Source organism: Microbacterium sp. zg-Y818, from assembly GCF_030246905.1.
GTDB lineage: Bacteria > Actinomycetota > Actinomycetes > Actinomycetales > Microbacteriaceae > Microbacterium.
On sequence record NZ_CP126741.1, the window covers coordinates 326,044 to 346,499 of the forward strand.

Sequence of the window (20,456 nt, forward strand, 5' to 3'; positions counted from 1 at the left end):
GCGCTCTCCCCCGCGCAGGCGATCTCACCGGCACAGGACGATTCCGCCGGAAACGACCTGTCGCGGGGAGTCCTCCTGTTCTGCGGGGTCGGCGCCGAGCGACCCCCGCTCCGCGTTCGTATTCCGAGCGCCGGGGCGATAGGTTGGAAGATCTTTGTCAGTGCGGAAAGGGACAGTCATGTCGAACGAGCAGGAAACCGTGTGGATGACCGCGGCGGCGCTCGCCGCGCTGCAGAGCGAGCTGGATGAACTGAGCCGGCGGGCCGAGGGCGACGCCGACCAGGCGCGCCAGGTCGAGCTGCGCAGCCTGATCCGCCGCGCCGAGGTCGGCACGAAGCCGGACGACGGCCTCGTGGAGCCGGGCATGACGGTGACGGTGCGCTTCACGCGGGACGGCTCGGAGGAGACCTTCCTGCTGGGCAGTCGCGAGCTGGTGAAGCAGGGCGGCGAGGTCGACCTCGACGTCTACTCCCCGTCGTCACCGCTGGGAACGGCCATCACCGGACGCTACGTCGGCGACACCGTGAGCTTCGCCGCGCCCAACGGCGCGACCCTCGAGGTCGCGGTCGTGTCCGCCGTCCCCTTCGCCTGAGGCCGCCTCACGCACGCTCGGACATCGCACCGTCGGCGTCCAGGCGAAGGACCAGGTCGGGCTGCAGCCTCTCGAGGAACGCGTCGTCGTGACTGACCACCAGCACGGCGCCGCGGTAGGCGCCGAGCGCGTCGACGAGCGCGTCGACGGTGTCGAGGTCGAGGTTGTTGGTCGGCTCGTCGAGGATCAGCAGCTGCGGCGGCGGTTCGGTCAGCAGAAGCCTGGCCAGGGCGACGCGGAAGCGCTCGCCGCCTGAGAGGCTCGCGACCGGGCGGTCGACGGTCGCGCCCCGGATGAGGAAGCGGGCCAGCCGATTGCGCAGGTCGGCGACGGCGACGCCCGGCGCAGCCGCGCGGACGTTGTCGAGCACCGACGCGGTGTCGTCGAGGCCGTCGATCCGCTGCGGCAGGTAGCCGATGCGGTCGGTGTGCGCGGCGGCGCGCGCACAACGTCGCCGAATCGGCGCCTCGGGGTCCCAGGCGGCCGGTTCGGCCGCGATCCGGGGTGGGATGCCGACGTTGTGCACGGCGGCGGCCGCGACGCCGGCCGGCGCGGGCGCGTTGCGGGCCGCGTCGTCTCCTGCGACCAGCTGCTCCAGCAGCGTCGTCTTGCCGGCGCCGTTCGGTCCCACGAGCGCGGTGCGCTCGGGGCCTTGCAGCACCCAGGACCGCTCGCCATCGCCGAAGGTGGCGAGGCGCCGCGCGGCGGGGACTCCCGGGTCGGGCAGATCGATGCGCACCGACCTGTCGTCGCGCACCCGGCGCTCGGCGGCATCCAGCGCCGCGCGCGCGTCGGCCTCGCGGCCTGCGACCATGCCGCGCAGCCTTCCCGCAGACACCTGCGCAGCGTGCGCGCGGTTGCCCGCGACGATGCCCGGCACGCGTTTCTCGCGCTGGGCTTTGCTCCCCATCGCCGCCCGCGATGCGAGCGTCGCCTCGGCTTCGATGCGGTCGCGCTTCTCGCGACGGACGACCTGGGCGGCGGCGCGCTCGGCCTGCCGCGCGGCTGCCTGCTCGCGCTCGATCGCCTCTCGCCAGAGCGAGTACGGTCCGCCGAAGGTCGACAGAGTCTGGGCGTAAAGCTCGGCGGTCTCGTCCATCGTCTCCAGCAGCGCGGTGTCGTGGCTCACCACGATCAGCGCTCCCGGCCAGTCGCGCACCATCGCCGTCAGCCGCGCCCTGGCGTCACGGTCCAGGTTGTTCGTGGGTTCGTCGAGCAGCGTCACCGCGGCACGGCGTCGGCGGACGCCGGCCACCGCCGCGAGCACCGCCTCGCCGCCGGAGAGCTCCCCGACGCGGCGGTCCAGCGCGCCCGGCGGCAGCCCGGCGTCGGCGAGAGCGGTGAGGGCGCGGGACTCCACATCCCAGTCGTCGCCGACCGCGTCGAAATGCGCCGGGTCGACGTCACCCGACTCGATCGCCCGCACGGCGCGCAGCGCCGCGCCGACGCCGAGAAGGTCGGCGACCGGGCGATCGACGGCGAGCATGAGGGTCTGCGGCAGCCAGGCGACGTCGCCGCTCACGGTGAGATGACCGCCGGTGGGGGCCGCGGCGCCGGCGATGAGCCGAAGCAGCGTGGACTTGCCGCAGCCATTGCGCCCGACGAGTCCGGTGCGGCCGGCGCCGAACGCGCCGGAGACCTCGGCGAGAGCGGGGGTGCCGTCCGGCCAGACGAACGAGACGCGGTCCAGGACGACCGACGGGGAAGAAGTGGGGAGGTGCATGAGGATCCTTCGGTGTCAGCCCTGCGATGCAGGGGCGCGCTGACACGAAGGACGCGGTCACGGCGGCGGAGGAGTCCGGGCCGGAGGCGACGGGATCGACGGGTCAGCGCAGGGAGCGCTTCCGCGTCGAGGATCGACGGTCAGCGCGCGTGCTGCGCGGCCGTGACGATCTCCGTCATTTCATTCCTCACGTGGGGGACAAGGATGCCGACAGCATAGCCGCGGCGCCCGGAGCGGGCTACTGTGCCCGGCATGGGCGACGGGCGGCGGGGGGAGCGAGCCGCCACCGTGCGCGCGTGGACCTTCGCCGCGATCATCGGCATCGGGATCGGCGCCGCGATGGGAGCGGCGCTCGGCGACGTGGTGCTGGGCATCGGTCTGGGCATGTGCTTCGCGGTGGTCTTCGCCGTCGCGTTCCAGCCCTCGGTGGACCTGGATCCGGGCGAGGTCGTCGGTGTCGCTGAGCCCGCGGTGGCCGAGCCGGGTCCAGCGCCCGTCGCCGACGAGCACCTCATCACGGGGGAGCAGCACGTGCTCGACGGTGACGGTGACCCCGCGCGGGACACCGACCCCGACCGCTACGACGGGGAGTGAGCTGCGGCCGCGAGCCGCTTGCGCAGGAACGTCACGACGTCGTCGAGCTCCTCCTGAGAGACGCTGTGGGTGAGGCCGGTGTAGACCCGGCCGCTCAGGTCGACGTGCTCGGGCAGCCACTGCACCGTGTACTCGATGAGGGCGGGCGGAATCACATCGTCAAGCGTGCCGCGGCCCCAGAACACCGGCGGTCGCAGCTCTGCCAGGTGCGCATCCCCCGGGAGCGCCCCGGGCGCGACGTAGCCGCTCAGGTTCACCGCGAATGAGACGAGGTCCGGCCGCAGTCGCAGCGCCTGCAGTGCGACGGACGCCCCCTGCGAGAAGCCGAGGAGACCGACGGATGCCGCGTCCGTCTCGGCATCCACCCACTCCACGAAGCGCTCCGCTGCGGCGGTGACGTCGTCGGGCCGGCGACTGTGAAGCCCCTCGATCGGGTACCAGGAGTGCCCGGGCGTCGGAAACGGCGGCAGCAGCGGCGCGCGCACGGCCGCCACGACGAAGTCGGCGGGCAGGTGCGGGCAGAAGGCGAACAGGTCGTCCTCGTTGGCTCCGTAGCCGTGCAGCAGCACGAGCAGGGGTCGGCCGGCCCGCTCGGCGGGAGGCGCCGACCAGCGCACGACGGCGGGATCGAGGGCGGGGATGTCGACCATGCCCTCCATCCTGACAGGACGCGCCGACACCGGGAGGGTATACATGAGTGCATGGCCGTCCGAACCCCCGACCCCGAACCCGGCGACCGCGACGACGACGATTCGCCGCGGGATCCGCTCCGTCCCGGCGGTGCGCCCTTCGACCGTCCGGGTCATCCGCTCGGCGGCAGCAGCCTCGGGTCGCGTGTCCCTGGCTCGGCCCAGAATCCGGGCTGGCTCAGCGAGGTCGAGCTGGCCGAGGCACGCCGGCGACTGCCGATGCTCTACGTCGAAGCGGTGCCGGTGCGCACCGACGGCGTGGGTGCGGTGACCGAGGTCGGCATCCTGCTGCGGGCCACCCCGCTCGGGGAGATCACCCGCACGATCGTCTCGGGGCGGGTGCGGTACGGCGAGACGGTGCGCGACGCGCTTTTCCGCCACGTCGAGAACGACCTGGGCCCGATGGCCTTCCCGCTGCTGCCGCCGCAGCCGGTGCCGTTCACGGTGGCCGAGTACTTCCCGATCCCCGGCGTCAGCGCGTTCCACGACGACCGCCAGCACGCGGTCTCGCTGGCGTTCGTCGTGCCGGTGTCCGGTACCTGCGAGCCCCGGCAGGACGCCCTCGAGGTCACCTGGATGACACCCGAAGAGGCCTCCAGCGACGCGGTGTCCGCCGAGATGGAGGGCGGCCGCGGCACACTCGTGCGTCTGGCGCTGGCTTCGGTGGGTGCGCTGCGCTGACGCGGATGCCGCGGCGCGGCTTCCCCACTGATCCAATTTCCAATAGGATCGGCGCACCGCTTCCCGTGAGGAGACCGCGATGACGCGCCTGTTCAACGACCCCGACGACTTCGCCGAGGAGACGATCGAAGGCTTCGTCGCGGCATCGGCGCGGTGGGTGCGCCCCGTCACCGGCGGCGTCGTGCGGTCGACCCGCGGTGATGAGCCCACCGTGGCGGTCGTCATCGGCGGCGGCAGCGGCCACTACCCGGCCTTCGGCGGTCTCGTCGGGCCCGGTCTCGCGCACGGTGCCGCGATGGGCAACCTCTTCGCCTCGCCGTCGGCCCACCAGGTGCACTCGGTGGCCACCGCCGCGCACGAGGGACGCGGTGTGCTGCTGAGCTTCGGCAACTACGCCGGTGACGTGCTGCACTTCGGCCAGGCGCAGGAGCGCATGCGGGAGGCCGGCATCGACTGCCGCACGGTGCTCGTCACCGACGACGTGTGGAGCGCTCCGAAGGACGAGCTCGACAGGCGCCGGGGCATTGCGGGGGATCTCGTGGTGTTCAAGGTCGCCGGCGCCGCCGCCGAGGAGGGATCCGATCTCGACGACGTCGAGCGGGTCGCCCGTCTCGCCAACGCCCGCACGCGCTCCTTCGGCGTCGCCTTCGGCGGCTGCACGCTGCCCGGCGCCGACGGGCCGCTGTTCGACGTGCCCGCCGGTCGCATGGCGGTGGGGCTCGGCATCCACGGTGAACCCGGCATCGACGAGGTCGACGTCCCCACCGCGGCGGAGCTGGCCGAGATGTTCGTGGCGAAGCTCCTGGACGAGCTGCCCGAGGGCGTCCGTCTTCCCGGCGCCCGCGTGGTGCCGATCCTCAACGGCCTCGGGAGCGTGAAATACGAGGAGCTGTTCGTCGTCTACCGCTCGATCGATCGCCTCCTGACCGAGGCGGGGGCGGTCGTCGTCTCGCCGGAGGTGGGCGAGTTCTGCACGAGCTTCGACATGGCCGGAGCATCTCTCACCCTGCTGTGGCTCGACGACGAGCTCGAGCGTCTCTGGCTGGCGCCGTGCGACACCCCCGCCTTCCGTCGCGGCTCCGTCCCCGACCGCCGCGCGGTCACCGATGACGAGATCGCCGCGGTCGACGACACCCGGGAGATCGGCGCGGCAGGCGATGCCTCACGCGGCGTGGCCGCCCTGATCGCCCGCGCCGTCCAGGACATGGCCGCGATGCTCGACGCGCACGCGGACGAGCTCGGGCGCCTGGACCGCGTCGCCGGCGACGGGGACCACGGCATCGGAATGCAGCGCGGCAGCCGGGCGGCCGCCGAGGCCGCGAAGGCCGCCGTCGACGCCTCGGCCGGGGCGCGCACCACCCTCCAGCACGCCGGCGATGCGTGGGCGGACAAGGGTGGCGGCACGTCCGGCGCCATCTGGGGCGAGATGCTCGCTGCGCTCGGAGCGGTGCTCGGTGACGATGACGAGGTCACCGCCGAGCGCGTGGCGTCGGGTGTCGTGGGAATGAAGGATGCCGTCATGGCGTTCGGTAAAGCACTCCCTGGTGACAAGACGATGATCGATGCGATCGTTCCGTTCGCCGACGACCTGGCCGAGCGGGTCGCCGCGGGAGACGCGCTGGCGGATGCCTGGGCCCACGCGGCCGAGGTGGCCACCGCAGCCGCGCAGCAGACGTCTGAGCTGACTGCGCGGGTGGGCAGAGCGCGGTCGCACGGAGACAAGAGCCTCGGCACCCCTGACCCGGGAGCGGTGTCCTTCGCGCTGGTGGCGCACACCGTCCTGGACCTTCTGAAGGAGGACGACTGACATGGCACTACGACTGGTGATCGGCTCGGACGACGCGGGCTTCGAGTACAAGGAACGACTCAAGGCCGACCTCGAGGCGAACGATCTCGTCGCCGAGGTCGTGGATGTCGGCGTCGACGCCGACGGACACACCAACTATCCGGCGATCGCGATCGCCGCGGCCGAGCGCGTCGCCGCCGGCGACGCCGACCGGGCGCTGCTGATCTGCGGCACGGGGCTCGGGGTGGCGATCGCGGCGAACAAGGTCAGCGGCGTGCGCGCCGTGACCGCGCACGATCCCTACAGCGTCGAGCGCGCGGTGCTGTCCAACAACGCGCAGGTGCTGTGCATGGGGCAGCGCGTGATCGGGTTGGAGCTCGCACGCCGACTCGTCGGAGAGTGGCTCACCTACACGTTCGACCCGCAGAGCGCGTCGAACGAGAAGGTGCAGGAGATCTGCGCGTACGAGGACGCCTGACCAGCCCACGACCCGGAGGCGACCGCATGCTGATCGGTGCGAGCCTGAAGATGTACTTCTCCCACGCCCGCACCGTGGCGTGGACGCGGGAGGTGTCCGCCATGGCCGCCGCCCACCCCGCCGTCGCCGACGGCAGGGTGTCGCCCTTCGTCATTCCGCAGTATCCCTCCATCGCGGCGTGCGTGGAGATCGGCAGGCCGGTGGGACTGGCCGTCGGCGCGCAGGACATCGCGACGGAGGATGAGGGACCGTACACGGGCGAGGTCAGCGGCGCGGTGCTGGCGGAGGTCGGATGCCGCTACGTCGAGGTCGGCCACGCCGAGCGGCGACGTCTGTTCGGGGACACCGGAGACGTCGTGGCGGCGAAGGTGGCCGCCGCGCAGCGCAACCGGATCGTTCCGTTGCTCTGCGTGGGGGAGGCGGATCAGCGTGACCCCGCCTCCGCCGCGGCGGAGGTCGTGCGGCAGATCGACTCCGGCCTGGCGGCGGCGCGTGCGGCGGGCCTGCACCGCCCGGTCGTGATCGCCTATGAGCCGATCTGGGCGATCGGGGCGGCCGAGCCGGCGGGTGCCGATCACATCCGCGCCGTCTGCGGGGCCCTGCGTGCCCACCTCGCCGTCGCTCCCGAGCAGGCATCGGTCATCTACGGCGGAAGCGCCGGTCCCGGCCTGCTCACCGACATCGCCGACGCCGTCGACGGGGTCTTCCTCGGCCGCTTCGCGCACGACCCGGCCGCGTTCGGCGAGATACTTGATGAGGCGTCGCGTCTGACGCCGGCATCCCAGGAGGACCCGCGATGACGGTGCAGCAGGACACCGGCGCACTGAGCGCCCTCTCGGGCACCATCGAGCGGCGGGGCTTGCGCGACCACGTCTATGACCGCATCCTGCAGCTGCTGCTCAGCGGCGAGGTCGCCCCGGGGGCGCGGCTGTCGATCGACACGATCGCCCGCCACCTGCAGGTGTCTCCCACCCCGGTACGCGAGGCGATGGTGCAGCTGGAGCGCACGGGGCTGGTCACCCGGGAGGCGCTCAAGGGCTACCGGGTCGCGCCCCGGCTGAAGCCGTCGCAGCTGGCCGAGCTGTTCGACGCGCGCCTCATGCTCGAGACGACTGCGGCCCGCCTGGCCACCCCCGCCTCACCGGCGATGCTCGCCGAGCTCCGCGCCGCGCAGGAGCACCACCGTCGCATCGGCGAAGAGGTCATCGCGACGATGTCCGCCGGTGACACCAACCTGGCGCTGACGACGGCGTACTTCGCGGCGGATGCCGCCTTCCACCGCGTCGTGTTCGATCACTGCGGCAACCACTACCTCACCGAGATGTCCGAGGCGCTCGGAGCACAGCTGCACCGCATGCGCCAGGCGGCGCTTCACGGTGTCACCGACGTGCGCGAGGCGATCGCCGAGCACGCCGCCATCGTCGAAGCCTTCGCCGGCGACGACGCCCGCGCGCCGGAGCGGGCGATGCGCCGGCACATCGAGCTGGTGCGCTCACGCTCGCTCGACGTCGAACGCGGCGACTGACGCGACGGCTCTCGCGCTCCTCCCGCGTCTGGCGAGGGGGCCGACGGGCGTGCCCGCGGGCCGTGGATTTTCCTCTTCCGCGAGGGCCTATTTCCTGTAGGATCGGCGAACCGAGTCAGACATCGGTGTCGAGAGAAACGCCAACGGAGCCGTCATGACAGATACGTCGACCCTCGCCCTGAACAGCCAGACCTGGCCGATCGCCGTCTGCATGCACGGGTTCTCGCAGGTGGATCGAGAGGGCACGGCGCTGCACGACGCCGCCCCCGAGGTGTGGGACCGGATGTTCGCGGAGGTCGCCCGCCTCGGGTTCACCGCCATCGAGCTGGCTGACAGCCACATCCGTCCCGCCGACCTCACGCCCTCCCGTCGGGAGGAGCTCCTCGCGATCTCCGGCTCGTACGGCGTCACGCCGATCTCGGTGCACGTCCAGCGCCAGAGCGTGATCCAGCCGGGACGCGGCGAAGAGAACCTCGCCTACGCCCACCGCACCATCGACGCGTCGGCTGAACTCGGTCTGCAGGTGTTCTCCACGGGCCTGCATCAGCCCTTCTCGGACGCCCAGCGGCGGGCGCTGTGGTTCTGGACGGCGCCCGGTCCCGTGGACCCCGACGACGCCGACACCCGCGCGCTCGCCGTGAAGCGCCTGCGCGAGCTCGGGGAGCACGCGGCATCCGTGGGGCTCCCGATGTCGCTGGAGATGTACGAGGACACCTACCTCGGCACCGCCGACAGCGCCGTGCGCCTCATCGAGGAGATCGGCCTGGACAACGTCGGACTGAACCCCGACATCGCCAACCTCATCCGCCTGCACCGGCCCATCGAGGACTGGCGCGAGATGCACGAGAAGACGCTGCCGTACGCGAACTACTGGCACGTGAAGAACTACACCCGCGACCAGGCCCTCGACGGCAGCTGGTTCACCTCGGTGCCCACCACCATGGAGCAGGGACTCATCAACTACCGCGCCATGGTCTCGCTCGCGATCGAGGTGGGGTTCCGCGGGCCGTTCCTCATGGAGCAGTATGGCGGCGACAGCCTCGGGGTCTGCGCCGGCAACCGCACCTACCTGCAGTCGCTGCTGCCGCAGCCCGCGGGCGCCTGAGCCTCTTCAATGACGAAGGAGACGAACATGACCGACACCTCTCGCCCCGTCTACGCCGTGGTCGGCAGCGGCTACATGGGCGGTGGCATCGCCCAGGTGCTCGCCCTCTCGGGTGCCGACGTCCGCATCGCCGACGTCGATATCGCAATCGCCCAGGGCAACCGCGATCGCCTCATCGCCGAAGCCCGCCAGTTCGCCGACGATGGCCTGTTCCCCGCCGACGCCGCTGACGTCATCGCCGAGCGCGTCACCGCCGCGACGATCGAGGATGCCGTCGCCGGTGCGAGCTTCATCGAAGAAGCCGTGCCCGAGAAGATCGAGATCAAGCACGCCACCCTCCGCCGCATCAGCGAGGCCGCCGCTCCCGACGCGATCATCGGGAGCAACACCTCCACGATCCTCATCGGCAAGCTCGCCGAGGCGGTGGTGAACCCTGAGCGCTTCCTCGGGGTGCACTTCTCCAACCCGGCGCCCTTCATCCCCGGCGTCGAGCTCATCCCGCACGCCACGACGGATGCCGCCGTCATCCCGGTCGTCGAGCAGGTCGTCGCCGCGACCGGCAAGCAGACCGCGCGGGTGAAGGATGCCACCGGGTTCGTGCTCAACCGCCTGCAGTACGCCCTGTTCCATGAGGCGACGCAGCTGGTTGAGGAGGGGGTGGCGACGCCCGAGGACATCGACACGATCGTGCGCACCACGTTCGGCTTCCGTCTGCCGTTCTTCGGGCCGTTCGCGATCGCCGACATGGCCGGGCTCGACGTGTACGCGTTCTGCTACGCGTCGCTGCAGACCGAGTTCCCCGAGCGCTTCGCGACCCCGCAGATCCTCGAGGACCTCGTCGCCGCCGGCAAGTTCGGCACGAAGTCCGGCGGCGGGTTCCTCGACGTGCCCGCCGAGCGCACCCCCGAGCTCATCGCGTACCGCAACAAGGCGTACGTCGCGATGCAGAAGCTCCTCGACGAGCTCGGCCCTGCCCCGATCCACCCCGGCCCCGCAGCCGTGGAGAACTGAAGGAGCCGTGATGGCCGTCCCGTTCCCCGCTGACCGCACCGTCATCCTCACGGGGGCGGCGAGCCCCCGCGGCATCGGCCGGGCCACGGCGTACCACCTGGCCGAACTCGGCTGGAACGTCGGCATCATCGACGTCGACGGCGAGGCGGCCGCAGCCACCGCGCAGGACGTCGCGGACACCCACGACGTCAAGGCGGTCGGGGTGGGGGCGAATCTCGCCGACCGCGAGCAGGCGATCGCCGCCGTCGACGAGCTCGAGTCGCAGCTCCCGCAGCTCGTCGCCCTCGTGAACTTCGCCGGAGTCTCCTCGCCGGTGCCGTATCTCGAGGTCACCCCCGAGGAGTGGCACCGGGTGATGGGGGTCAACCTCGAGGGCGTGCACTGGGTGACCCAGCGCGTGGCGGCATCCCTCGTCGCCTCCGGCGTCGGTCGCATCATCGGCATCTCGTCGGTGTCGGCCCAGCGCGGCGGCGGCACGTTCTCGAAGACCCCGTACTCGGCGTCGAAGGCGGGGGTCATCGGGCTCATGCGCTCCATCGCGCGCGAGCTCGGTCCCCTCGGCATCACCGCGAACGTGATCTCCCCCGGACCCATCGACACCGACATCATGGGAGGCACCCTCACCGACGAGCGCAAGCAGGCCATGGCGGCCGACGGCGTACTGCCGCGCATCGGCAACCCCCTCGACATCGCCGCCGCGGTGGCGTATCTCATCAGCGAAGACGCCGGATTCGTGACGGGTCAGACCCTGAACGTCGACGGCGGTCTCTACATGCACTGAGGAATCACATGTCACCTTCCTGGTCGAAAGGTCGTATCGCCTACCTCGTGATCGGGGTGATCTGCCTCGCCGTCGGCGTCGCACTCATCCTGCCCGGCCTCGGCGGCTAGCCGCGGTCACCTGTGCCACACACCGCTCAAAGGAGAGCCGCACCGTGTCAACCACTTCGGACAGCGCCGCTGCGCGCGTACTGCTGGACAGCCCACACCTGCACAGCGGCATCAAGAAGGCGACCTATCGCCTCATGCCGATGCTCATCATCCTGTACTTCGTCGCGTTCCTCGATCGCACGAACGTCGGATTCGCCGAGGAGGCCCTCTCGGTCGACCGCGGCATCACCGCCGGGGCGTATGCGCTGGGCGCCGGCATCTTCTTCATCGGCTACGCGATCTTCGAGATCCCGTCGAACCTGCTGCTGAACAAGTTCGGCGCCCGTTTCTGGCTCGCCCGCATCGCCATCACGTGGGGCATCGTCGCGGCGCTGTTCGCCTTCGTGACGAACGACACGATGTTCGTGTGGCTGCGCTTCCTCCTCGGCGTCACCGAGGCGGGGCTCTTCCCCGGCGTCATCATGTTCCTGGCGCAGTGGTTCCCCAACAAGCGCCGCGTGCAGATGTTCGCGCTGTTCTACCTCGCCCAGCCGTTCTCGCAGATGATCGGCGCCCCCCTGTCGGGCGGCCTCATCAGCTTCGGCGAGCAGTTCACCCCCTGGGCCGGCTGGCAGGTGATGTTCTTCACCGAGGGCATGCTCGCCGTCGTCGCCGGCATCGCCGCCATCTTCTTCCTCGTCGACTCGCCGCAGAAGGCGAAGTTCCTCACCGACGACGAGAAGTTCGCGATGAAGGCGGTGATGGAACACGAGGATGCCATCAAGAACGACGACGGCCCGCGGGGCATCGGCGCGGCCCTGGTGAACTGGAAGGTCTGGTACTTCACCGTCATCTACTTCTGCCTGCAGATCGCCGTGTACGGCACGACGTTCTACCTGCCGCAGCAGGTCTCCGGACTGATCGGCAGGGCCGTGGGCTGGGAGGTGGGTCTGGTGACCGCCATCCCGTGGGCGGTGGGCCTCTTCGCCTGCTACTACGTCGGCAAGCACGCGCACACGCTGCGTCGCCGGCGCACCTGGGGCGCGGCCTTCTTCATCATCACGGGCTTGTCGATCTTCGTGTCGGCCTGGGCCGGAGCGAACGGGCAGGCGCTGCTGGGCATCGCCGCGATCACCGTCGCGGTGGCGTCGTTCCTGTCGACCGGTCCGATCACGTGGTCCTTCCCCACGGCGTTCCTCACCGGCGCCGCTGCGGCCACCGGCATCGGCCTGATCAACTCGCTCGGCAACCTCGGCGGCTTCGTGGCTCCCATCATGCGCACCGGCATCAACGAGGCCTTCCCGACGGACTCCGGGGCGTGGGGCGTGGTCTCGCTCGGCGTCTTCGGCTTCCTCGGGGCGATCATGATGCTCTGCACGAAGTTCTTCCGCTCCCGGGCGGACGCGCTGCTCGAAGACGCAGAGGCCCGCGTTCCCGGTCACTGACACCGTGCGGGGCGCGCGTGCGCGCCCCGCACATCGGTCGGCGCCCCCCGTACGTCCGCAAGAGGAGATCCACATGGCCCGTCATCCGCAGGTCGCCTTCGTCGGACTCGGTGCGATCGGCCTGCCGATGGCCGAGAGCATCGTTCGGGCCGGGCTCCCGCTCGTGGGCGTGGAGCCCGCCGCCGCAGGCCGGGAACGCGCCGAGGCGGCCGGTGTGCGCACCGTCGCCGACATCGCCGATGCCGGTGACGTCGACGTCGTGGTCGTCATGGTCGCCACCGGCGGGCAGCTGACGGCGGTGGTGGATGCCGCGCTCGCCGCGGGCACCGTCGCCGGGCGCACCTGGATCGTCTCGGCGACCGTCGGACCCGACGCCGTGCGCGCCGAGGGCGCGCGGCTCGAGTCCGCCGGCGCCGCGGTCGTCGACGCGCCCGTCAGCGGCGGGGTCGCCCGCGCCGGACGGGGAGACCTGGTGCTCTTCGCCTCGGGATCAGAGGACGCGCTCGCGGCCGCCATCCCGGTGCTCGAGGCCCTCGGCACCGCCCGTGTGGTGGGCGACAGGCTCGGCGAGGGGCAGGCCGTGAAGGTCGTCAACCAGCATCTCGCCGCCGTGCACATCGTCGCGGCGGCCGAGGCGCTCGCCCTGGCCGAGCGCCTGGACCTGGACCCCGCGTTCGTGCTCGACGTCGTGGGCGGGGGAGCGGCGGCATCCTTCATGCTCGGGGACCGGGGGCCGCGCATGCTCGCCGGCGAGGAGGCGCCCGTGCTCAGTCAGGTGGGCATCTTCGTCAAGGACACCGGGCTCGTCGCCGACGCGGCCGAGGCGGTGGGCATCGACCTGCCGGTGCTGCAGGCAGCGCGCGAGCGCTTTCTCGCCGCCGACGCACGAGGGCTGGGGCGCCGCGACGACTCCAGCGTCATCGAGACCTACCGGGCGGGGGACGGCCGGTGAAGACCGTCGTGCTCGACGACGACCCCACCGGCACCCAGTCCGCCGCCGGCGTCGACGTGCTGCTCGCCTTCGACGTCGACGGCATCCGCGAGGCGCTGCGCGCCGCCGACAGCGTGTACGTGCAGACCAACTCCCGCGCGATCGATGAGGATGCCGCCATCGCGCTCGTCCGCGAGGTGCGCGACGCCGCCCGTGCCGCTGCCGCGGCGCTGGGCGAAGAGGTGCAGTTCGTGCTGCGGGGGGACTCGACCCTGCGCGGGCACGTCTTCGCCGAGACCGCGCAGTTTCTCGGCGACGACGCCGTGATCGTCTTCTGTCCCGCGTTCCCCGCGGGTGGACGCACGACGCTCGACGGCGTTCACCTCGTGCGCATCGGGGACGAGACCCTTACCGCGCACGAGACCGAATACGCCGACGACCCGGTCTTCCCCTTCACCACCGGCGTGCTGGTGGACTACGTCGCCGAGAAGTCCGGGCGTGACGCCGTCTCGGTGGCGCTCGCCGATGTCCGCGCCGGTCGCGTGGCCGACGCGATCGCAGCCGCTCCGGCAGGCGCCGTGATCGTCCCCGACGCCGAGACCGAGGACGACATCGAGCGCATCGCCGCGGGCATCCGCGACGCGCGCGCCGCCGGCCGGGAGGTGGTGGTGCGCAGCGCCGCGCCGCTGGCCGCCGCCCTCGCCGGGGTCGTCTCCGAGAGGCTCCTGCCCACCCCGCTCACGGCGCACCCCGCCCCGACGCTCGTGGCGTGCGGATCGCACACCGCCGGGGCCTCGGCGCAGCTCGCTCCGCTCGAGGTGCGGCACGGCCCCGCGGTCGTCATCGCCACCGCCGACGCGTTCGCCGACCCCGATGCCGCCGGGCGCGCGGCGGCGGCCGAAGCCCGCCAGCGCCTCGCCGAGACCGGGCTGGCCATCATTGCGACCGAGCGCACCCGCCGACCCGAGCACAACACGCTGCGCCACGGCGAGCTCGTGATGCGCGCCCTCACGAAAGCGGTGCAGACGCTCGTCCCCGACGTCGAGGCGGTCGTCGCCAAGGGCGGCATCACCTCGGCGGAGCTCGCCCGCACCGGCGTCGGCGCCACGCGCGCCCGCGTGCGCGGACAGGTGCTGCCGGGGGTGTCGGTGTGGGACCTCGTCTCCGCCGACGGCGAGGACCGCCTCTACGTCGTCGTCCCCGGAAACGTCGGCGGACCGTCGACCCTTCTCGACGTGGTTGCGGCCCTCGGGCACTGACCCGGGGTCCGTCGCGTGTCGCGGCATCCGCCCGCCCGGCGCTGCGCGCAGACCTGAAATAATCGGGAGTATCCCCCGGCGAAGAAGGAGTATTCGACGTGCCCGTCAGCTTCCATGAGGCAGCCCCCGCCGAAATGGACCCCATCCGCTTGTATTCGATTCTGAAGCTCCGCGTCGATGTGTTCGTCGTCGAGCAGCGCGCGGCATACGACGAGCTCGACGGCAGGGACGTCGAGCCGGGCGCGCGCCTCTATTGGGCGGAGGAGGACGGCGAGGTCCTCGCCACGCTGCGGGTCCTCAGAGAGGCGGACGGCCGGCGCATCGGACGCGTCGCGACCGCAGCGGTGGCACGGGGTCGAGGCCTTGCCGCGGAGCTCATGCGGCGCGCGGTCGCCGCGTGCGCCGGAGCGCAGATCGTGCTGGACGGGCAGCTGCAGCTCGAGCGCTGGTACGAGGGCTTCGGGTTCGCCCGCTCCGGGGAGGTCTTCGTCGAAGACGACATCCCCCACATCCCGATGACCCGGCCCGCGGCGCCGTAGCGCGCGCCCGGACCGCGGTCAGTCGCGCGTCAGGCGGGACAGTTCGGCGACGAAGGCGTCGACGTCCTCGGCCTCGGTGTCGAAGGAGCACATCCAGCGCACCTCGCGACGCGTGGCATCCCAGTCGTAGAAGCGGAATCGCTCGCGCAGCCGGTCGGCGACCCCCTCGGGCAAGGTCGCGAACACCCCGTTGACCTGGGTGGGCTGGGTGAACTCCACGCCTCGGATCGTGCCGTCGGCGATGCCCGCCTCGACGGCGCTGCGCAGCCGCGCGGCCATCGCGTTGGAGTGGCGGGCGTTGCGCAGCCACAGGTCGCCGTCGAGCAGCGCGATCAGCTGGGCGGAGATGAAGCGCATCTTCGAGGACAGCTGCATGTTGAGCTTGCGCAGGTACCGCAGACCCTCGGATGCCGCGGGGTCGAGCACCACGACGGCCTCGCCGATCATCGCGCCGTTCTTGGTGCCGCCGAAGCTCAGCACGTCGACGCCGACGTCGCGGGTGAACGCCGCCAGCGGCAGGTCCAGCGCAGCGGCGGCATTGGCGATGCGGGCGCCGTCGAGGTGCAGGCGCATGCCGCGCGCGTGGGCGTGGTCGGCCAGGGCGCGGATCTCGTCCGGGGTGTACAGGGTGCCGAGTTCGGTGGACTGGGTGATCGAGACGACCAGCGGCTGGGCGCGGTGCTCGTCGCCCCATCCCCATGCCTCGCGGTCGACCAGCTCGGGGGTGAGCTTTCCGTCGTCGGTCGGAACGGTGAGGATCTTGATGCCCGCGACCCGCTCGGGAGCGCCGCCCTCGTCGACGTTGATGTGCGCGGTGGACGCGGCGATCACGGCGCCCCACCGGGGCAGCATCGACTGCAGGCCGGTGACGTTGGCGCCGGTGCCGTTGAACACCGGAAACGCCTCGACGCCATCGCCGAAGTGCCGGGCGAACACCTGCTGCAGGGCAGCGGTGTAGTCGTCGTCCCCGTAGGCGATCTGGTGGCCGCCGCCCGCCGCTGCGATGGCGGCGAGCACCTCTGGGTGCACGCCGGAGTAGTTGTCGCTGGCGAAGCCGCGGACGGCGGTGTCGTGGAGGGTCGTCACGGTTCCTCAGCCTAGTTGTCGCCCGCGGTGGGGCTGTTGCGCGGCGGCTGCGGTGACTACCCTCGCCCCATGGCCGAGAACGCCGTCCCGGCTGGGCCTGCCGGGAACGCCTCCCCGCTCGCGCCGCCCGGCGGCATGCGCGTGTTCGTGCAGGTGCTCGTCAACACCGCGGTGGCGAACATCACGACGAGCTTCCTGTGGTTCGCGCTGGTCTTCTGGGCGTACCTCGAGACCCGGTCGGTGCTGGCGACGGGCCTGATCGGCGGGGCCTACATGCTCTTCGTCGCGGTGTTCTCGATCCCGTTCGGCTCGCTCGTGGACCGGCACCGCAAGCACCGCGTCATGGTCGGCTCCAGCCTGGTGACCCTCACCGCGTTCCTCGTCGCCGGCATCCTTTATCTGCTCTTCCCCGAAGCCACCCTCATCGACCTCGGCCGGCCGTGGTTCTGGGTGTTCTCGGCGATCGTGCTGTTCGGCGGCGTGATCGAGAACATGCGCAACATCGCGCTGTCGACGACCGTGACCCTGCTCGTGCCGACCGAGCGGCACGCGAACGCCAACGGCATGGTCGGCACGGTGCAGGGCATCTCGTTCGTCGTCACGAGCGTCTTCTCGGGCCTGGCGATCGGGCTGCTGGGCATGGGGTGGACGATCCTCATCGCCATTGTGGTCACCGCGGCAGCGCTCGTGCACCTGGCGTTCCTGCGCATCCCCGAGACGCAGCCCGCCGACGTCGGCGGCCACGCGCCCAAGGTCGACATCCGCGGCAGCATCGCCGCGATCGCGGGGGTGCCGGGGCTGTTCGCCCTCATCGTCTTCTCCACCTTCAACAACCTCATCGGCGGGGTCTACATGGCCCTGATGGACCCGTACGGCCTGACGCTTTTCCCGGTGGAGCTGTGGGGCGTGGTGCTCGGCGTCAGCTCGATCGGGTTCATCCTGGGAGGCATCGTCATCGCCGCCCGGGGCCTCGGTCGCAATCCGGTGCGGACCCTCCTGCTGGCAGTCGTCGCGATGGGGGTGATCGGCGCGCTCTTCACGATCCGCGAGTGGTGGTGGCTCTACGCCGCGGGAATGCTGCTGTACATGGCGCTGATCCCGGCGGCCGAGGCGGCGGAGCAGACGGTCATCCAGAAGGTCGTGCCGTTCGAGCGCCAGGGGCGCGTCTTCGGGTTCGCGCAGGCACTGGAGTCGGCATCGGCGCCGGTGACGGCCTTTCTCATCGCGCCGATCGCGCAGTTCTGGATCGTCCCGTACCTGGCGACGGATGCCGGTCAGGGCGCGTGGCGCCCGGTGCTCGGCGAGGGCGAGGCGCGCGGCATCGCCCTCGTCTTCCTGGTGGCGGGTCTGGTGATGGTGGTCGCGGCCCTGTTGGCCTTCACGACCCGCTCGTACCGCCGCCTGTCCGCGTTCTACGCCGGCGCGCCCGAGTCGGTGCCGGCCACCGACGTTCCCGACCCCGCCGCGCCCACCGACCCCGTCGCGCCCACCGCGCCCGCCGCGCCCGCGCCGCAGCCCGCCGAGAAACCACAACCCGGATGAGAAACACCGCGTTGCGCGGTTTCTCATCCGAAAAGTGGTTTCTCGGGCCGGGCGGGGCAGCCGGCCCGGGCGGCTGTCAGTCCGTGCCGCGGATGCCGGCGGTCGAGGCGATCACGCCGCGCATCTTCTTCTCGAGTGCCTCGTAGAACATCGACAGCGGGAACTCGTCGTCCAGCACCGCGTCGGTGTAGCCCTTCGGCGGCCCGGCGAGCACGTCCTGCGGCAGACCCCGCGCCCACGCCGAAGCGGGGTGCGGCGTGACCACCGAGCTCACGAGGCTGTAGGCGGCGAGCCAGTGGGCGACCTTGGGTCGGTCGATCGACTGCCAGTACAGGTCGTCGATCGCAGCCCCCAGCGCCACGACTGCGGCCGGCACCTCATCCCAGTCGAAGGCGAGCGCCGTGTCGGTCCAGTGCAGCACGCCGCGCTGGTGCAGCCACGCGAACAGCAGCTGGCCGCCGAGGCCGTCGTAGTTGCGCACGCGGCCTCCGGTGATCGCGAACCGGAAGATCCGGTCGAAGATCACCGCGTACTGCACGAGCCCCGCGTGCTCCAGGGTCTCGGCCTCGGCCGCGGAGAGGTGCTCGCCGGCATCCACCCGCGCCTGCAGCTCCCGCTGGATGTCGACGCACTCCCGGAAGGCGGTGAGGTCGCAGCGCAGCTCCTCCAGCGAGTAGAGGAAGAACGGCATCCGCTGCTTGATCATGAACGGGTCGAACGGCAGATCCCCGCGCATGTGGGTGCGGTCGTGGATGAGGTCCCACATGACGAACGTCTTCTCCGCCAGCTGCTGGTCCTCCAGCAGCCGGGCGGCCTCGGCGGGCAGGTCGAGCTTCGTGATCTCGGATGCCGCGCGCACGACGCGCCGGTACCGGGCCGCCTCGCGATCCTGGAAGATCGCGCCCCACGTGAACGGCGGGATCTCCCGCATCGCGACCGTCTCGGGAAAGAGGACCGCCGAGTTCGTGTCGTACCCCGGGGTGAAGTCCACGAGGCGCAGCGACACGAACAGGCCGTTGCTGTACCGGGTCTCGAGGTCGGCGATGAACTCCGGCCAGATGACCTCTGCCAGCACCGCCTCGACGAATCGGCTGCGCGAGCCGTTCTGGGTGTACATCGGAAAGACGACGAGATGGCGGATGCCGTCGACCCGCTGCCGCTGCGGCTGGAACGCCACCAGCGAGTCGAGGAAGTCCGGCACGCCGAACCCGCCCGCGACCCACCGATCGAAGTCGTCCACCAGAGCGGCGAGGTACTCCGCATCGTGCGGGAACAGGGGCGCGAGGGCGTCGACCGCGTCGATGATCTCGGTGACGAGCAGGTCCGCCGCGGCGTGGTCCGCCGCGTCGGGGACCGATCCGTCCTGCGCCTGCAGGCCCTGCAGCGCCGTGGCGGCGCGCTTGAGGGTCAGCCACTCGGTTGAGCTCTCGACCCCGACGGCCCGCCCATCCTCGACGACCTCGGGTTCGCCGACGACGGCCTTGCGCTCACGGGTGGTGGCGGCCTTGATGGACATGGGAACCTCCGATCTTCGGGGTCGGCCGACGCCTCGGTGCGTCGACGATTGGCAGGGTGGCGCCCAGCCTATCCATCCGCTGTCAAGCGGCCTCGTAGATCGTGCGCCAGGGGTAGCGTCGCGGTCATGCCCGGCAACAGCTCGCCCGCCCGTCCCGACGGCGACGGGCTGCTGCTGCTCGCCAACAGCGGCGCCGGCGAAGCGGTGCTGCGTGCCGACCCGCTGCCGGTGATCCGCGAGCGACTCCCGCGGGCGCGGGTGCAGGAGCTGGGCCCCGACGACGACCTCGGCGACGTGGTCGCGGCCGCGATGGCCGGCGAGGACCGGCCGCGCGCGCTGGGCGTTCTCGGCGGCGACGGATCGGTCTCGCGCATGGCGCATCTGGCCCGGCGCCACGGCGTGCCGCTGCTCGTGGTGCCCGGCGGCACCTACAACCACTTCGCCCGCGCCGCTGGAATCGACGACGTGGATGCCGCGCTGGCCGCCTTCACCGCGGGGCTGCTGCGGGAAGTGGTGGTCGCGGAGGTCTCCGTCGACGACGGTGAGCCGATCACGGTGCTCAACGCGGTGTCGCTCGGGACATACCCGCAGTTCCTCGCCGAGCGCACCGAACGCGCGAGCCTGGGCAAGTGGGTCGGCGGGCTGGGCGCGATCGTCGCCGCCCTGCGGGCCGCGCACCCGGTGCGCGTGACCCACGAGGGGCGCACCGCCACGGTGTGGTCGGTGTTCGTCGGCGTGGGACGCAACGACCCGCATCGGCACGCGATGATGCAGCGCCTGACGCTGGATGACCCGGTGCTCGACGTGCGCCTGCATCACGCCCGCGGCTCCCGCCTGCGCGCCATGGCATCCCTGGCGTTCGGGCGCCGCACGCTGCGGTTGCTGCGGCTGCTGCATCTGGTGCCGCCGGCGTCGCACTTCGAGCGGCAGGTCACGGGCCACTGGCGGGCGCGCGTGCAGCCGGGCAAGGCCCCCGCCTCGTACGTGCACGACGGTGAACTGGAAGAGGCCCCGCCGTCGGGCTTCACGCTCGATGTGCGGGCCGTGCCCGCCGGGTTGCAGGTCTACGCCCCCTGAGCCCGCG

The 20,456-nt window shown here is 71.6% G+C and carries 20 protein-coding genes; 16 read left to right on the plus strand and 4 right to left on the minus strand.

Annotated features, from left to right (window positions below; translation table 11 throughout):
• The first annotated feature begins 178 nt into the window (after positions 1-178).
• Entirely contained in the window at positions 179-592 is a 414-nt protein-coding gene (locus QNO21_RS01410; RefSeq protein ID WP_257516103.1) for a GreA/GreB family elongation factor, read from the plus strand.
• 7 nt (positions 593-599) lie between these two features.
• Here the strand turns inward: QNO21_RS01410 and QNO21_RS01415 are convergent, their stop codons facing one another.
• On the minus strand, positions 600-2,315 hold the full coding sequence (locus QNO21_RS01415) for an ABC-F family ATP-binding cassette domain-containing protein (protein WP_257519892.1): 1,716 nt from the start codon (positions 2,313-2,315) through the stop codon (positions 600-602).
• 252 nt (positions 2,316-2,567) lie between these two features.
• Here QNO21_RS01415 and QNO21_RS01420 point away from each other — a divergent pair, with 252 nt between their 5' ends.
• Positions 2,568-2,909 (plus strand): hypothetical protein, encoded by a 342-nt coding sequence (locus tag QNO21_RS01420; RefSeq protein ID WP_257519893.1) that lies wholly within the window; start codon positions 2,568-2,570, stop codon positions 2,907-2,909.
• Here the strand turns inward: QNO21_RS01420 and QNO21_RS01425 are convergent.
• Positions 2,894-3,559: an alpha/beta hydrolase gene (locus QNO21_RS01425; protein ID WP_257519894.1), complete on the minus strand. Its 666-nt coding sequence runs from the start codon at positions 3,557-3,559 to the stop codon at positions 2,894-2,896. The two genes, QNO21_RS01420 and QNO21_RS01425, sit on opposite strands and share 16 nt — an antisense overlap.
• 51 nt (positions 3,560-3,610) lie before the next feature.
• On the opposite strand from QNO21_RS01425, the gene QNO21_RS01430 reads away from it, so the two are divergent.
• The 12 genes from QNO21_RS01430 to QNO21_RS01485 all read left to right on the plus strand — a co-directional run bounded on the left by QNO21_RS01430 (position 3,611) and on the right by QNO21_RS01485 (position 15,228).
• Positions 3,611-4,279, plus strand: a complete 669-nt coding sequence (locus tag QNO21_RS01430) for an NUDIX hydrolase family protein (RefSeq protein WP_257516107.1) — start codon at positions 3,611-3,613, stop codon at positions 4,277-4,279.
• Positions 4,280-4,358: 79 nt separating this feature from the next.
• Positions 4,359-6,086 carry a dihydroxyacetone kinase family protein gene (locus QNO21_RS01435; RefSeq protein WP_257519895.1) on the plus strand — a complete coding sequence of 576 codons (1,728 nt, stop codon included), beginning with the start codon at positions 4,359-4,361 and terminating at the stop codon, positions 6,084-6,086.
• A 1-nt stretch (position 6,087) separates the two neighbouring features.
• Complete coding sequence (locus QNO21_RS01440; RefSeq protein ID WP_257519896.1) at positions 6,088-6,543, plus strand: ribose-5-phosphate isomerase; 456 nt, start codon at positions 6,088-6,090, stop codon at positions 6,541-6,543.
• 26 nt (positions 6,544-6,569) lie between these two features.
• On the plus strand, positions 6,570-7,343 hold the full coding sequence (locus QNO21_RS01445) for a triose-phosphate isomerase family protein (protein WP_257519897.1): 774 nt from the start codon (positions 6,570-6,572) through the stop codon (positions 7,341-7,343).
• A complete protein-coding gene (locus tag QNO21_RS01450; protein ID WP_257519898.1) occupies positions 7,340-8,068 on the plus strand; it encodes a GntR family transcriptional regulator in 729 nt (242 codons plus the stop codon). The genes QNO21_RS01445 and QNO21_RS01450 overlap by 4 nt, the downstream gene beginning before the upstream one ends.
• A gap of 154 nt (positions 8,069-8,222) precedes the next feature.
• Entirely contained in the window at positions 8,223-9,173 is a 951-nt protein-coding gene (locus QNO21_RS01455; protein WP_257519899.1) for a sugar phosphate isomerase/epimerase family protein, read from the plus strand.
• Positions 9,174-9,200: 27 nt separating this feature from the next.
• Positions 9,201-10,184, plus strand: a complete 984-nt coding sequence (locus tag QNO21_RS01460) for a 3-hydroxyacyl-CoA dehydrogenase family protein (RefSeq protein WP_257519900.1) — start codon at positions 9,201-9,203, stop codon at positions 10,182-10,184.
• 10 nt (positions 10,185-10,194) lie between these two features.
• Positions 10,195-10,965 carry an SDR family NAD(P)-dependent oxidoreductase gene (locus tag QNO21_RS01465; protein WP_257519901.1) on the plus strand — a complete coding sequence of 257 codons (771 nt, stop codon included), beginning with the start codon at positions 10,195-10,197 and terminating at the stop codon, positions 10,963-10,965.
• A 154-nt stretch (positions 10,966-11,119) separates the two neighbouring features.
• Positions 11,120-12,499 (plus strand): MFS transporter, encoded by a 1,380-nt coding sequence (locus QNO21_RS01470; protein ID WP_257519902.1) that lies wholly within the window; start codon positions 11,120-11,122, stop codon positions 12,497-12,499.
• Between the two features lie 73 nt (positions 12,500-12,572).
• Positions 12,573-13,451, plus strand: a complete 879-nt coding sequence (locus QNO21_RS01475) for an NAD(P)-dependent oxidoreductase (RefSeq protein ID WP_257519903.1) — start codon at positions 12,573-12,575, stop codon at positions 13,449-13,451.
• Complete coding sequence (locus tag QNO21_RS01480) at positions 13,448-14,689, plus strand: four-carbon acid sugar kinase family protein (protein WP_257519904.1); 1,242 nt, start codon at positions 13,448-13,450, stop codon at positions 14,687-14,689. Before QNO21_RS01475 ends, QNO21_RS01480 begins: the two co-directional genes overlap by 4 nt.
• A 98-nt stretch (positions 14,690-14,787) precedes the next feature.
• The gene (locus tag QNO21_RS01485) at positions 14,788-15,228 is read left to right on the plus strand and encodes a GNAT family N-acetyltransferase (protein ID WP_257519905.1); all 441 of its coding nucleotides are present in this window, start codon (positions 14,788-14,790) and stop codon (positions 15,226-15,228) included.
• An 18-nt stretch (positions 15,229-15,246) separates the two neighbouring features.
• On the opposite strand, the gene QNO21_RS01490 is transcribed toward QNO21_RS01485, so the two are convergent.
• On the minus strand, positions 15,247-16,314 hold the full coding sequence (locus QNO21_RS01490; RefSeq protein ID WP_257515578.1) for a threonine aldolase family protein: 1,068 nt from the start codon (positions 16,312-16,314) through the stop codon (positions 15,247-15,249).
• 135 nt (positions 16,315-16,449) lie between these two features.
• Between QNO21_RS01490 and QNO21_RS01495 the strand changes: the two genes are divergently transcribed.
• On the plus strand, positions 16,450-17,856 hold the full coding sequence (locus tag QNO21_RS01495; RefSeq protein ID WP_257519936.1) for an MFS transporter: 1,407 nt from the start codon (positions 16,450-16,452) through the stop codon (positions 17,854-17,856).
• A gap of 76 nt (positions 17,857-17,932) precedes the next feature.
• Here QNO21_RS01495 and QNO21_RS01500 read toward each other — a convergent pair whose 3' ends face one another.
• Entirely contained in the window at positions 17,933-19,372 is a 1,440-nt protein-coding gene (locus QNO21_RS01500) for a DUF6421 family protein (RefSeq protein WP_257519906.1), read from the minus strand.
• A gap of 126 nt (positions 19,373-19,498) precedes the next feature.
• Between QNO21_RS01500 and QNO21_RS01505 the strand changes: the two genes are divergently transcribed.
• Positions 19,499-20,449, plus strand: a complete 951-nt coding sequence (locus QNO21_RS01505; RefSeq protein WP_257519907.1) for a diacylglycerol/lipid kinase family protein — start codon at positions 19,499-19,501, stop codon at positions 20,447-20,449.
• Positions 20,450-20,456: the final 7 nt, after the last annotated feature.